Source organism: Prochlorococcus marinus XMU1419, assembly GCF_017695955.1.
GTDB lineage: Bacteria > Cyanobacteriota > Cyanobacteriia > PCC-6307 > Cyanobiaceae > Prochlorococcus_A > Prochlorococcus_A marinus_AD.
The window spans coordinates 281,332-296,119 of record NZ_JAAORO010000002.1; the positions used below are offsets into that span (position 1 = coordinate 281,332).

Sequence of the window (14,788 nt, forward strand, 5' to 3'; positions counted from 1 at the left end):
CAATGTTTACGCAGGTCCGCTCAGCAAACCGCAGAGTATCTCCTGTTGAGGATAACAAACACAAAGTTGTAATAAAAGCAGTTTATGTTGTCCTTGAGCCACAATACCAAAATTCCTTAACCGAAGCTGCAAAGTCAATTAACGAGATGAATGGGCCAATAGGTATAGACCTTAGTGGCTATCTTATCGAAGAACTTAGGAATGAAAGTAATTTTGAAGATTTTAAAGAAGATATAGCTAATGCAGATATATTCGTTGCTTCCCTAATTTTCATTGAAGATCTTGCTCAAAAAGTAGTTGATGCAGTATCTCCACATAAAGATAAACTTAAAGCCTCAATTATTTTTCCCTCTATGCCAGAGGTAATGAGATTAAACAAGTTAGGTTCATTTAGCATGGCCCAACTTGGCCAATCTAAAAGTATTATTGGAGATTTTATAAAAAAGAAAAAAGAATCTGATGGAGCAAGCTTCCAAGATTCAATGTTGAAGTTATTAAATACACTACCTTCAATACTTAAATACCTACCAGTAGAAAAAGCTCAAGATGCTAGAACATTTATTCTGAGTTTTCAATATTGGTTAGGTGGTACTACTGAGAACTTAAAAAACTTCTTGTTAATGATTTCTGAGAAGTATGCAGTTTCAGAGAACATAAAAGATCAAATTGAAGAGTTCAAAATTCAAGACCCTGAAACATTCCCAGATTTGGGAATTTGGCATCCTCTTGCGCCGTGTATGTTTGAAAGTCTTAAAGAATATCAAAATTGGGAGAATAACAGGAAAGATATAAATCCTAAAGATAATAAAACTCCAACTATAGGTTTAGTGCTTCAAAGAAGTCATATAGTTACAGGAGATGATGCTCATTATGTTGCAGTAATTCAAGAATTGGAATATAGAGGTGCGAGAGTACTTCCTATCTTCTGTGGGGGTTTGGATTTTTCTAAACCAGTCAATGAATTTTATTATGATTCAATAAATAAAGATCAACCTATAGTAGATGGAGTTGTATCTTTAACTGGTTTTGCACTTGTTGGTGGCCCAGCAAGGCAAGATCATCCTAAAGCTATTGAAGCCCTAAAAAGGCTAAACAGACCTTATATGGTTGCACTTCCTTTGGTATTTCAAACCACACAAGAATGGGAAGATAGTGATTTAGGGTTACACCCCGTTCAAGTAGCACTTCAGATTGCAATTCCAGAACTTGATGGTGCAATTGAACCTATCATTCTCTCAGGTCGTGATGATGCCACAGGTAAGGCTCATACACTACAAGATAGAGTAGATGTAATTGCTGAAAGAGCAATAAAATGGTCCACTTTAAGAGTAAAACAAAGAAAAGACAAAAAATTAGCTATTACAGTATTTAGTTTTCCTCCAGACAAAGGAAATGTTGGAACAGCAGCATACTTAAACGTTTTTGGCTCAATTTACAGAGTGCTACTCGAAATGAAGTCAAAAGGTTATCAAATAGACGAACTTCCAAATAATTCAAAAGAATTAATGGAAAAAGTAATTAACAACCCAGAAGCAATGGATGGCTCTCCGGAGTTAAATATTGCTCATAAAATGTCAGTAAAAGAATACGAAGAATTCACACCATATTCACAAAGACTTGAAGAGAATTGGGGTAAACCTCCTGGGAACCTTAATAGTGACGGACAGAATCTTCTTATATACGGAAAACATTTTGGAAATGTTTTTATAGGGGTTCAACCTACATTTGGCTATGAAGGTGATCCGATGAGATTACTCTATTCAAGAAGTGCTAGTCCTCATCATGGTTTTGCTGCTTACTACACTTATGTAGAAAAAATCTGGGGTGCTGATGCGGTTCTTCATTTTGGTACTCACGGCTCACTGGAATTTATGCCTGGGAAACAGATGGGCATGAGTGAAACATGCTACCCTGATTCCCTTATTGGATCATTGCCTAATTTGTATTATTACGCTGCGAATAATCCATCTGAAGCAACAATTGCTAAGAGAAGAGGATACGCTTCAACCATAAGCTATTTAACTCCTCCTGCAGAAAATGCAGGACTCTACAAAGGGCTTAAAGAACTAAGTGAACTCGTTGGTTCTTATCAACAATTAAGAGAAAATAGTAGGGGTATTCAAATTGTTAATGCAATAGTTGAGACCTCTAAACAATGCAACCTTGACAAGGATGTAGAGCTTCCTTCAAAAGACGTAGAAGAACTTTCATTAGACGAAAGAGATTTATTTGTTGGCAATGTTTATAAACAGTTGATGGAAATTGAAAGTAGATTATTACCTTGCGGTCTTCATACTATTGGAGAAGCTCCAACAGCAGAAGAAGCTGTTGCAACACTTGTAAATATTGCATCTTTAGAGAGAGAACAAGAGGACTTAAGATCTCTTCCTGGATTACTTGCAGAATCCATGGGTCTAACTATTGAACAAATTTATGATGGTAATAATAAAGGTGAACTTAAATTTGTAGAGTTAAATGAAAAAATCATAAAGACAGCGAGAGAGTCTATTTTTGCGATGGTCAACTCTTTAAAAATTGTTGATGGCAGAGTTTATCTAGAAAAATCACTTCTTTCCAAACTTTTTGACTTACTTAAAATTTTTGGCCTGAATTTGCCTACCCCTTGGCTAAGAGTCTGCAGATCAAATGGGTTTAATGAAGTTAATCAGAAGGATTTAAATAAATTATTTGATTACTTACTTTTCTGTCTTGAACAGGTTTGCGCAGACAAAGAAATGGATAGCCTTATTAAAGCACTAGATGGGAATTATGTTTTACCTGGACCAGGTGGAGATCCTATAAGAAATCCAGGCGTTTTGCCCAGTGGTAAAAATATCCATGCACTTGATCCTCAATCAATCCCAACTACAGCTGCAGTAGCTGCAGCAAAGTCTGTGGTTGACAAATTAATTGCAAGACAAAAGGAAGAGCAAGGGACTTGGCCTGAAACAATAGCTTGTGTTTTATGGGGTACTGATAACATCAAAACTTATGGAGAATCACTGGCTCAAATTTTATGGTTTGTTGGGGTAAAACCAAAACCTGATTCTGTTGGCAGAATCAACAAACTAGAATTAATTCCTTTAGAAGAATTAGGTAGGCCAAGAATAGACGTAGTGGTTAACTGTTCAGGGGTATTTAGAGATCTATTTATCAATCAAATGGCATTAATAGATCAGGCAGTCAAATTAGCTGCAGAGGCTGATGAACCATTGGAATTTAATTTTGTAAGGAAACATTCACTAGAACAAGCAGAAAAAGAAGGCACCTCTATCAGAGAAGCTTCAGCGAGAGTTTTCTCTAATGCAAGTGGAAGCTACAGTTCAAATGTTAATTTAGCCGTAGAAAATTCAACTTGGGAAGAAGAAAATGAACTACAAGAAATGTATTTATCACGTAAAACATATGCTTTTAATGCTGATAATCCAGGTGAGATGAACCAAAAAAGAGAGGTATTTGAATCAGTAATGAAAACAGCAGATGTTACATTTCAAAACCTTGATTCCTCAGAGATTTCATTAACAGATGTAAGTCATTATTTTGATTCAGATCCAACAAAATTGATTAAGACATTAAGAGATGATGGAAAAGAACCTAATAGCTATATAGCGGACACTACAACTTCTAATGCTCAAGTCAGAACACTTGGAGAAACTATCAGATTAGACTCAAGAACAAAACTTTTAAATCCTAAGTGGTATGAAGGTATGCTCAAATCCGGTTATGAAGGAGTTAGAGAACTTTCTAACAGACTTAATTACACTCTTGGTTGGAGTGCTACAAGTGGCCAAGTAGATAATTTTGTATATGAAGAAACTAATGAAACATTTATAAATGACGAAGAGATGAGGAAAAGATTAATGGATCTTAATCCTAATAGTTTCAGAAGAATTGTTGGAACTTTGCTAGAAGTAAATGGTAGGGGATATTGGGAAACTTCAGATGAAAATATAGAACAGTTGAAAGAACTATACCAAGAGGTAGAGGATAAAATCGAAGGAGTTAAAGAATAATAAATTTATTATTTTCGGTAGATCTTATCAGCTACTTTCAGAATTTGATAATTTAGTTTTACGTTGTGAACTCTTACAATATCAATATTGTATTGAGAACAAAGACAACTTATTGCAAGTGTTCCTATATCCCTTTCTTTTGGATTTTTCTCATTCAAAATTTCGCCTATAAATCTTTTTCTTGATGCACCAATCAAAATTGGTAAATTCCATTTTTTAAATACATCTAAGTTTCTCAAAATTTCCAAATTATGAATGATATCCTTTGAAAAACCAATTCCAGGATCCACTATTATATTTCTTTCAGATATATTTTTTTCTAAAGCATTCTTTATCAACTTATCAAGCGAGCACTTAACTTCACTCAATAAATTATCGTATTTTGAAAGATCATTCATATTTTTACTATTTCCACGACTATGAGTTATTACAAAAGGGCAGTTAAATTTTGCAACAACATCTAAAATCTCCTTATCTCTTCTTCCTCCCGTAACATCATTAATCCAATTTGCACCATTTATAAGAGCTTCGTGAGCAACGTCAGAATGAAATGTATCAATAGAAATTAAGATCTCAGGGTATTCAGATTTTATTAATTTCAAATAAGGAATCAACCTTTTAATTTCTTCATTAGATCCAACTTCCTGGGCCCCAGGCCTAGTACTCTGAGCTCCGAGATCAATAATATCAACTCCATTATATAAGAAATTTTTAACTTGATTTAGTACTTTCTTTGAAGAATTTAAATCGCCTCCATCACTAAATGAATCAGGTGTTAAATTAATAACACCCATAATTGAAGTTTTTTGGCCCCAGCCTTCTGGCCATGGGTTTTTATTATTGATAATTTGCAATTCTTGCAAAACTCTTAGGATCTAATGAAGCTCCTCCAACCAAAACTCCATCTATATCGCTCATTGACATAATTTCGTCAATATTATTAGGTTTAACTGATCCTCCATATTGAATAATCACATCTTCAAAACCTATTAATTTTCTAATCAAAGAACATATCTTATTTGCGTCTTTAGCTTCACATGTTTTACCAGTCCCAATAGCCCAAATTGGCTCATAGGCGACTATGAGATTAGCTGGATCTGTATTTTCTAGTCCCTGTTCAACCTGTCTAGTAATAACTCTATCAGCTTCACCTCTCTCTCTTTGTTCCAATGTTTCACCTACACAAACTATTGGAGTGAGTCCATTGGATTGAGCAAAAACTGCTCTTTTATTAATTTGTTCATCACTTTCACTAAAGTATTTCCTTGGTTCACTGTGACCGACTATTGCATATGAGACTCTATGTTCAAGAAGCATTTTAGGTGATATTTCGGCTGTAAATGCTCCTTCATCTTCCCAATGAATATTTTGACTTGAAATATCTAAATAATCAAAATTAGTGTGATTAGAAAAGGTTGAAATAGCAGTAAATGGGGGAGCAATAACTACTTTACGATCATTCTTAATACTTTTTATTAAGGGTAAAAACTCCTCTAAATAGGATTTAGACTCAGCACAAGTCATATTCATTTTCCAATTACCGGCAATTACAGATTTTCTCAAAATACTATCTCCAAGAAAAACATATTAATATAAACCGAGCTGAATAAGCCAACTATTCAAAAATTAATTCATTTTTTAGAAACATAACTTTATCTCCTCTATTTAGTTTCCTCCCTCTTCTAGTTTCAATTTCACCATTTACTTTAACTGAACCTGATTTAATGAATAATTTAGCCTCTCCGCCAGAAGAGACCAAATTTTGCCATTTTAAGAATTGATCTAATTTCATTGTTTTGTAAAATCAAAGATATTGATAAAATAGGATAAACAATAAAATATATAATATCTTGCGATTAATCCCATCAATCAGACCATATTCAACTAAGTTTATTAAGGGTTTTGTATGCATGCTTATCTATGTAGGTTGTTGGCCTTTATTAGCTTATTTAGCGGGAAACTTAATTCCGGCAATTGGAACTGGCGACCTTGTAAGAGTTTTTAACATAATAGTTAAGTCTTTATTAATATTTTTGATACAAAAAACTGCCCAATTTGGACAAGATGTTTTTATTGCGAAACCATCCCTGGAAATTAGTGAAATAATGAGAGGAAATTTATTTAGTAAAATACAAAAAATAAATTTGAATTCTATTGAAAAGATTTCCGCCGGAGACATAACATATAGACTTACGGAAGACGCAGATAGAGTAAGCGAAGTTATTTATAAAACAGCTCAGGATACTATTCCATGTACCTTACAATTATTAGCCGTAATAATTTATATGATTTATTTAGATTGGTCACTGACATTATCAACTTTTGTATTAGCACCAATGATTATTCTTTCTGTTAATAGTTTTGGAAGAAGAGTTTTATTAGCATCTGAGAAGAGTCAAGAATCAACTAGTGACCTAGCAGGATTAATTGGTGAATCAATTAATGGGATGTCAACAATAAGAGCTTTTGCCGCCGAAAACTGGATTGAGAACAGATTTCAAAAGAGATTAGGTGCAAATAAAAAAGCAAAATATAAAACATTAAAATTACTTGCATTTCAGCATCCGATTGTTGGCTTTTTAGAAGCATTTGGAATACTAGCAGTATTAGGTTTAGGAGCAGCAAGAATTAACCTAGGCCTTCTAACGAGTCAAGAATTTAGCAGTTTTTTCGCTGCAATATTAATGCTTATTGATCCAATAAGCCATGTAAGTACAAATTTTAATGATTACAAACAAGCAGAAGCATCTATAAAAAGGTTGAAAAACATAAATCAAGCACCTATCGAAGACAACAAAAAAAATTTAACAAGGATATTAAATATTGAAGGTGAAATCTGTTTCAAAAAAGTAAATTTTGAATACAAAAAAGATAATAATGTTCTTAAAGATATAAATCTAGAAATCAAAAAAGGAGAAGTTACAGCTTTCGTGGGAGCTTCAGGTGCTGGGAAAAGCACGATGATGGCATTAATATTAAAATTTATAACGCCAAATAATGGAGATATTTATATTGATGGTAAAAATCTAAAATCATTAAATACAAAAGACATAAGAAATAATATTGCACTTGTTCAACAACAGCCTTTTTTATTTTCAGGGAAAATTATTGATGTAATAAGGATGGGTAGAAAATTTTCAAAAGAAGAAGTTATAGAGTCAGCAAAAAAGGCAAATGCTCACAACTTTATTAGAACCCTACCAGATAAATATGAGACAAGGATTACTGAAAGAGGATCAAATTTCTCAGGAGGTCAGATTCAACGGTTAGCAATTGCAAGAGCAATTCTAGGAAATCCATCAATTCTTCTTTTAGATGAGGCAACAAGTGCATTAGATGCAGAATCAGAATCAGAGGTACAAGAAGGTCTTAATAGAGCCATGAAGGGTAGAACTGTAATTGTAATTGCTCATAGATTAGCCACTACTCAAGAAGCGGATAAAATTATTGTCTTTGATAAGGGTAAAATTGTTGAGATTGGGAAACATCTTGATTTACTTAATAAAAAAGGAATTTATAAAGAATTATGTGAAAAACAATTAATTAAAAGCATATAATTTTTATCTAAATTTTTTAAAAGTTGAATCCATTAAGCAAAACTCAAGTAATTCTTCAAATCAAGTTTTAACCATTGAAGGTAAGAAATATAATAAATGAACTCTCTAAAGATATAGAAGAATCAATAAAAGGATTAAAAATAGCAGAAATATAAATTAAGTTGAACAAAGAAACATTGAAATTACTATCAATTAGCCGAAACTCCTAAGCAAATCAATTATGAGAAAAGTTAAAAACTTAGGGTAGAGTTTTAATAATTATGAATTTCTTGTAGAGAGTAAGTATCGATTTTATTACTTCGAAGAGATTTAATTGCTTTTAAAGCTGCCTTGGCTCCTGGAATTGTTGTAAAAGTCGGAATATTATATTCTATTGCAGCCCTTCTTAAATATGCATCGTCATGCAGAGCCTGAGAACCAATTGGAGTATTAATTATTAATTGAATAAGTCCAGAGCGTATTAAATCTTCAATATTTGGTCTACCTTCATGTACTTTTAGGACTTCTTCAACTTGAATACCTAGATCAAGTAAGTATGATGCTGTACCCTTTGTTGCAACTAATTTAAACCCTAAAATCAACAATTCCTTAGAAATTTCTTCAAGATATTTTTTATCCAAATTATTAGTAGACAAAAAAGCTACGCCTTCAGAAGGGACTCCATTTCCTGCTGCCAATTCTGACTTTGCATAAGCAATTCCAAAATCTTTTGCTAAACCCATTACTTCTCCAGTAGATCGCATTTCTGGACCAAGAAGTGTATCGGATCCTGGAAATCTTTTGAAAGGCAAAACAGCTTCCTTTACTGCCTGATACTTTGGATAATATTCTTTAGTAAAATTAATATTTTCTAATGTAAGTCCCTGCATTAATTGGGTAGCTAGTTTAGCTACTGGTTTACCTATAGCTTTTGAAACAAATGGGACTGTCCTTGAAGCTCTTGGATTAGCTTCAAGAATAAATACTTGATCTTCATTGTTATTTAAATTAGTTACCGCAAATTGCAAATTAATTAAGCCAACAACATTTAGTCTTTTTGCTATTAATTTGGTCCAATTCCTAACGGTTTCTAAAGTGGAAGATGAAAGAGATATTGATGGTAAACAGCATGCAGAATCACCAGAATGTATTCCTGCAGGTTCAACATGCTCCATTAGTCCAGCAATTACAACCGAACCTTCTAAATCACATAAAGCATCAACATCTATCTCAATTGCATTATTCAAATATTGATCGAGAAGTATTGGATGATCAGGTGATACCTTCACTGCCTCAGAGATATATCTTGATAGTTCATTCTCATTCTTAACAATTTCCATTGCCCTTCCTCCCAGAACATAAGAGGGTCTTACAACTAGAGGAAAACCTATATTTTTTGCTACAATTTGCGCCTCTTCTTTAGTGCGAGCTAATCCGTTTAAAGGTTGCCTGATATTTAATTCTTCAAGTATTTTTGTAAATTCCTCTCTATCTTCTGCTAGATTTATTGAAATTGGTGAAGTACCAAGTATTTTTGATCCAGTTCTGGCACCATCACTTGATTTAAGCCAATCAAATAAGGGCATTGATAATTTCAAGGGAGTTTGGCCTCCAAATTGAACAATCAAACCATCAGGATTTTCAGCTTCTAATATATTTAGTACATCCTCCAAAGTTACAGGTTCAAAATATAAAATATCACTAGTATCGTAATCTGTTGATACAGTCTCAGGGTTACTATTAACCATAATTGTTTTATAACCATTGGTGGAAGCCTGATATGAAGCATGGCAACAACAGTAATCAAATTCAATTCCCTGACCAATTCTGTTTGGACCCCCACCAAGAATCATAATTTTTTTTGATTTATTATTTGTTGAAATCTCGCTTTCAAAAACTTGAGATTTTAAATTAATAAAATAATCCTCGTATGTTGAGTAATGATAGGGAGTAGATGATGAGAATTCTGCTGAACAAGTATCAACAGTTTTATAAATTGGGATTATGTTCAAATCTTTTCTATATTTTCTTACTTCAAAGAACTCAGAATGAGTCAAATTTGCAATCTGTTGATCTGAAAAGCCTAATTGTTTAGCATGTAACATCAAATCTCTATCTAGATCATAAAGTTCTTTATCTTTCAAAAAGTTTTGTTCAAAATCAAAAATATTGTGTAATTTTTCGATAAACCATAAATCAATATTCGTAATTTCTTGAATATAAGAATTGGTTTTTCCAAGTTCCATAGCTTTTTTTAATATGAGAATCCTTTCAGATGTAGGAGTTCTTAAGCTATTCTTTAAGTCATTCTCGTTATTAATTGGATCAAGTGAATCACATTCCCATCCACAAATATCTAGTTCTAAGGACCTTAACGCTTTTTGAAATGATTCTTCAAAAGAGCGACCAATTGCCATTGACTCACCAACTGATTTCATAGATGTACTTAAAGTATTTGACGAGCCTTTAAACTTTTCGAATGCAAATCTCGGAATTTTTGTAACGACATAATCGATTGAAGGTTCAAAACAAGCAGGTGTTTTTTTTGTAATGTCATTAATAATTTCATCAAGTGTATAGCCAACAGATAATAAAGCTGCAATTTTAGCTATGGGGAATCCAGTAGCTTTACTTGCCAAAGCAGAGGATCTACTCACACGTGGATTCATTTCGATGACAATTACCTCTCCATTAGAGGGATTTATTGCGAACTGGATATTACTCCCCCCAGTCTCAACACCAACCTCTCTAATTATTTTCAATGATAAATCTCTAAGTCTTTGATATTCTTTATCAGTTAAAGTCTGTGCGGGAGCTACAGTAATAGAATCTCCAGTGTGCACACCCATTGGATCTAAATTCTCAATACTGCAAACTATTACTACGTTATCTGCAGTATCCCTCATTACCTCTAATTCAAACTCTTTCCATCCAATAAGTGATTTTTCGATTAATATTTGGTTACTTGGACTTTCATCCAATCCTGTTTTACAGAATTCAACAAATTCCTCAAGGTTATATGCAATTCCACCTCCTACACCACCTAGAGTAAATGCAGGTCTTATTATAAGAGGGTAGGAATCGATTTTTTTTAATACATCTTTTGCCTCAGTTAGATCTGAAGCTATTCCAGAAGGGCATACATTTACATTTATTTTTTCCATCGATTCTTTAAACAGTTTTCTATCTTCAGCTTTATTAATAGCTTCTAAATTAGCTCCAATTAATTCAACATTATTTTTTTTTAAAAAATCTGACTCAGATAATTTAACTGCAAGATTCAAAGCAGTTTGACCACCCATGGTGGGAAGAATTGCATCAGGTTTTTCTCTTAAAATGATCTGAGAAACTATTTCAGGAGTTAATGGTTCTATATATGTTTTATTTGCTATCTCAGGATCAGTCATTATTGATGCCGGATTTGAATTTATTAAAATAATTTCATAACCAGCTTTTCTTAAAGCTTTACAGGCTTGAGTACCAGAGTAATCAAATTCACAAGCTTGACCTATAACGATCGGGCCTGAACCTAGAATAAGAATTCTTTTAAGATCACCTCTTTGAGGCATAATTTAAAACTACATTTATTTCATGCTACTTATAAATCATCAGATGTTAATCAAGTTACTTGAAAAGCAACATTTGTTTCTATAGTATTGGTAGAAATTAATTTTTTATGAGCGAACTTCAGCGACTTAAAAGTTTGTTGCCTCCGGAAAATGAAAGTTGGGTATTTGTTGAAGCTGCTGCTGCTATAGACCCACCTTTAATTACACTTGAGGAAATCGGTCGCGACGAAGTAGAAATTCAAATAGACCTAGATACTTGGGATAACTTTGCAATTGACCACAGAAATTTATTGTTTTGGCATGAAGTAGGCAAAATTCAAAACGACACAATACCAAGAGACGGTTGGGAAATGGCTGCTCTTGCTATAGGGCTTGGAGGAGCTATAGGGGAATTGTGGGTACAAGATGGTTTACTACTATTACTAGCTCTTGGGTTATCAAGTTTTGCAGGTTATAGATTATATATTAAAAATAATTCTGAAAAAAAACTTCAGGACGCTATTCTTGCAGACGAAAGAGCGATAGATCTTGCTTGCAGATTTGGTTATAGTATTCCAAATGCTTATAAAAGCCTCGGAGGAGCATTAAAAGAATTAATTGAGAACACTAGAAAAAAGAAAAAAAGAAGTTTCTTTGAGGATAGATTAGATGCCTTAAGAAAAAGTGCTGAAAAAGCTAGATCTGAATTATCTCAGCAAGAAGGATCAGAAAAGTCAGTTTCAAGCGAAAATGTATATGGACAATAAGAATTTAGTATACATGGCAGCCAAAGCTTGTGATGAAAAAAAGGCTAAAGATATAAAACTTATAAAAATTGATAAGGTATCTTTCATAAGCGAATGGATATTAATTGCAGAGGGATTGTCTGATGTCCAGGTTAGATCCATTACTAACTCTGTAGAAGGAGAATTGAGAGATAAAGCTAAGATTGAACCAATAAGAAAGGAAGGAGTTAACGAGGCAAAATGGGCTTTACTTGACTATGGTGATTTAATAGTAAATATTTTTCAGCCGGAAGTAAGAAAATATTATGATCTTGAATCTTTTTGGAGTAATGGAGACGGTCTTACTTTTCCATAATTTATATTATGAGCGAATCTAAATGTCCTGTCCCTAAGGAACAACAACCCACAAATGAATTTATTGAATTATCAAAATCAGTCATTTTTTCTTGGCCTAAAACAAAAATCTCATTAATTCTTGTATTGATTAAATTTTGGGTAGTTTCTTTTTTTATATTTCTCGTTATTTCCTCAGGAAGTATATATTTCGAAAAGTCCACTCTAAAATATATTCTAATAAGCCTCTTTAGCAGCTTATCAATACCTCTTTTAGTTACTTTAAGATTATATATTGGTTGGAATCACATATTTAAAAGACTAACCTCTGAAAAAGTTGAATACGAAGAGTCCGGTTGGTATGACGGTCAAGTATGGATAAAGCCATTAGTTTTAAAAGAAAAGGAATCACTTATTGCCTCAATTGAGGTAAAACCTATCTTAAGAAATTTAATTCAAATTCTTTCTATCATCTCAGTTTTAGCTTTGTCAGGAATTCTGCTTTTTCAATATAACAATTTCTAAATGAGTTCAAACTTTAAAAACCTTTACACATCTAACAACCCCCCTTTACAAGCAACCTTAATTAGAGGTTCAAAGATTGAGTCAATTCATAAAATTCATGCTGTTATTAGCGACAAAAAGGGCAGGGTTCTAATGTGTGCTGGGAATCCAGAATATAAAAGTTTTATAAGATCAGCATTAAAACCATTCCAAGCAATACCTTTTGTTAGCAGTGGAGCCGCATCAAAAATTAACAATGCTTCAAAATCGATAGCATTAGCATGCGGTTCACATAGTGGATCAAAACTTCATTCGCGGGAAGCCTTCAAAATTTTATGGGAACACGATATAGACATTAATAATTTGAAATGTCCTTTATTAAAAACAAGCCCATTAGAGCATAATTGTTCAGGTAAGCATGCTGCTTTTTTAGCTACATGTAAAAAACTAAATTGGCCATTAGATAGTTACTTAAAAGGGAATCATCCACTTCAGGTTGAAATATTCAGAATTGTTTCCGAATTACTTGAAATCCCATTATCTGAAATAAATGCAGAACGTGATGACTGTGGCGCCCCAACTCTCTATTTAAAGCTAATACAAATGTCAAAGTTATATTCACTTCTAAGCAGTTCCGAAAATGCTGAATTAGAGCAAATAAGTAGAGCTATGACAACAAATCCATTAATGATAAGTGACAATAATAAATTTGATACGGAAATAATTAAGTCCTCTCACGGACATGTCATAAGTAAAGGTGGAGCAGAAGGGATACAGTGCCTTTGTAAGGTTAATGAAGGAATAGGACTGGCTTTAAAAGTAGAAGATGGTTCAAAAAGAGCTAAACATGCTGTTAGTCTTCACTTACTAAAACAATTAGAGTGGATATCTGACTTAAGAATTCAAGACATTGAAGAAAAGGTTTTTAATTTGTCTCAAGGAGTGAGAATTGAAGTTAATGGTCAATTAAAATTCCAAGAATCATAAAGAAATAAAAAAAACAACCCTTTCAGATGTATGCTATGTATATGCCGCGGGGTAGAGCAGTCTGGTAGCTCGTCGGGCTCATAACCCGAAGGTCGGAAGTTCAAATCTCCCCCCCGCCACCATGTAAAAGCAGCCTAATGGCTGCTTTTTTAGTATTTCCAATTAATTTTGGTATTTAATTTAGGTTGCCGAAAAACTGCAAGGTTTTATATCAAACAAAAAAGCGCTTTAAAAACTCTTCATAGATCCCTTTGGATTGAAAATTTTAAGTCAACTCTAACTATTAGTCCAATAATTATTAAAAAAATTCCCACATAAGAGTTCAATGATAAATCCAAAATTTTAATAAAGATTCTAATTATAACTTTAGCTCATAAATCTTTTCATAAAATAGTCAATAACAAAGAATTAAAAAAAATCTAAAATTTGATCCTTTTATTTTTTAAATAAAATAATTAATGTAGAGTTAAAATCACATAATTTAAAAATTTGTGCAGAATTTACTTCAGCGTGATCTAGGCTCAAACTTGCTATCAATAGCAATAATATTAGGATGGTTAGGTTTATTTTTTGTCTTTTTGCGATTATTAACAATCTTGATAAAAAGAATTCTTGAAGCGATATTTAAAAAATCATAAATTTTGAAAAGAATCAATTTTGCAGGAAAATCACATTATTCTTTTTAGAGTAAGTATAATAACCTAAAAAAATGTCAATTTTAGATAAAACTAAAATAGGAAATAATGTTCGTGTAAATTTAGAACTATCTAAAGATAGACTTAATAAAGAAATCATTGATGCTCTAAGTATTTCTCCCTTGGGTAAAATAAGTGATTTTAGAATAACTGATGGTAAAGGCATAGGAGTTATCTTGCGATTATCTAATGGAAAAGAACAATGGTTCTTTGAAAATGAAATAGACCTTCTTGACGAAAATGGTAATGTAATTAAAAAAAATATTGATAAAGAACAGGAAAATAATTTAATATCAGGAATCTTATTTAAATTAAAGTATGAGAATAAAAATAAGGTTAGTGAGTTACTTAATCCAATTAACTTTTTTCTCTGGCTAATTGTATCGATGAAAGATATTTTTTAAACAATCAAAATTTTTTTAAGAT

Annotated in this window: 11 protein-coding genes and 1 tRNA gene; 8 read left to right on the plus strand and 4 right to left on the minus strand. The window is 32.6% G+C overall.

Annotated elements, in window-relative coordinates:
* Nucleotides 1-2: 2 nt before the first annotated feature.
* The gene (locus HA151_RS05150; protein WP_209106422.1) at nucleotides 3-4,013 is read left to right on the plus strand and encodes a magnesium chelatase subunit H; all 4,011 of its coding nucleotides are present in this window, start codon (nucleotides 3-5) and stop codon (nucleotides 4,011-4,013) included.
* 8 nt (nucleotides 4,014-4,021) lie between these two features.
* Here the strand turns inward: HA151_RS05150 and folP are convergent, their stop codons facing one another.
* Genes folP through HA151_RS05165 form a run of 3 tightly spaced genes read right to left on the minus strand, consistent with a single transcriptional unit; the run spans nucleotide 4,022 to nucleotide 5,805 of the window.
* A complete protein-coding gene (gene folP / locus HA151_RS05155; RefSeq protein WP_209106582.1) occupies nucleotides 4,022-4,867 on the minus strand; it encodes a dihydropteroate synthase in 846 nt (281 codons plus the stop codon).
* Nucleotides 4,851-5,576 (minus strand): triose-phosphate isomerase, encoded by a 726-nt coding sequence (tpiA, locus tag HA151_RS05160; protein ID WP_209106423.1) that lies wholly within the window; start codon nucleotides 5,574-5,576, stop codon nucleotides 4,851-4,853. Before tpiA ends, folP begins: the two co-directional genes overlap by 17 nt.
* A gap of 52 nt (nucleotides 5,577-5,628) precedes the next feature.
* The gene (locus HA151_RS05165; protein WP_209106424.1) at nucleotides 5,629-5,805 is read right to left on the minus strand and encodes an RNA-binding S4 domain-containing protein; all 177 of its coding nucleotides are present in this window, start codon (nucleotides 5,803-5,805) and stop codon (nucleotides 5,629-5,631) included.
* A 118-nt stretch (nucleotides 5,806-5,923) separates the two neighbouring features.
* On the opposite strand from HA151_RS05165, the gene HA151_RS05170 reads away from it, so the two are divergent.
* Entirely contained in the window at nucleotides 5,924-7,570 is a 1,647-nt protein-coding gene (locus HA151_RS05170; RefSeq protein WP_245151612.1) for an ABC transporter ATP-binding protein, read from the plus strand.
* 251 nt (nucleotides 7,571-7,821) lie between these two features.
* On the opposite strand, the gene carB is transcribed toward HA151_RS05170, so the two are convergent.
* The gene (gene carB, locus HA151_RS05175; RefSeq protein WP_209106426.1) at nucleotides 7,822-11,118 is read right to left on the minus strand and encodes a carbamoyl-phosphate synthase large subunit; all 3,297 of its coding nucleotides are present in this window, start codon (nucleotides 11,116-11,118) and stop codon (nucleotides 7,822-7,824) included.
* Nucleotides 11,119-11,225: 107 nt separating this feature from the next.
* Here carB and HA151_RS05180 point away from each other — a divergent pair, with 107 nt between their 5' ends.
* From HA151_RS05180 to petP, 6 genes are all read left to right on the plus strand, one after another.
* On the plus strand, nucleotides 11,226-11,864 hold the full coding sequence (locus HA151_RS05180; RefSeq protein WP_209106427.1) for a DUF3318 domain-containing protein: 639 nt from the start codon (nucleotides 11,226-11,228) through the stop codon (nucleotides 11,862-11,864).
* Nucleotides 11,854-12,198 (plus strand): ribosome silencing factor, encoded by a 345-nt coding sequence (rsfS, locus tag HA151_RS05185; RefSeq protein ID WP_209106428.1) that lies wholly within the window; start codon nucleotides 11,854-11,856, stop codon nucleotides 12,196-12,198. Before HA151_RS05180 ends, rsfS begins: the two co-directional genes overlap by 11 nt.
* Before the next feature lie 8 nt (nucleotides 12,199-12,206).
* Entirely contained in the window at nucleotides 12,207-12,701 is a 495-nt protein-coding gene (locus HA151_RS05190; RefSeq protein WP_209106429.1) for a CGLD27 family protein, read from the plus strand.
* Nucleotides 12,702-13,667, plus strand: a complete 966-nt coding sequence (locus HA151_RS05195) for an asparaginase (protein WP_209106430.1) — start codon at nucleotides 12,702-12,704, stop codon at nucleotides 13,665-13,667.
* Nucleotides 13,668-13,712: 45 nt separating this feature from the next.
* A tRNA-Met gene (locus tag HA151_RS05200) sits at nucleotides 13,713-13,789 on the plus strand.
* A gap of 587 nt (nucleotides 13,790-14,376) precedes the next feature.
* On the plus strand, nucleotides 14,377-14,766 hold the full coding sequence (gene petP, locus HA151_RS05205) for a cytochrome b6-f complex subunit PetP (RefSeq protein WP_209106431.1): 390 nt from the start codon (nucleotides 14,377-14,379) through the stop codon (nucleotides 14,764-14,766).
* Nucleotides 14,767-14,788 lie beyond the last annotated feature (22 nt).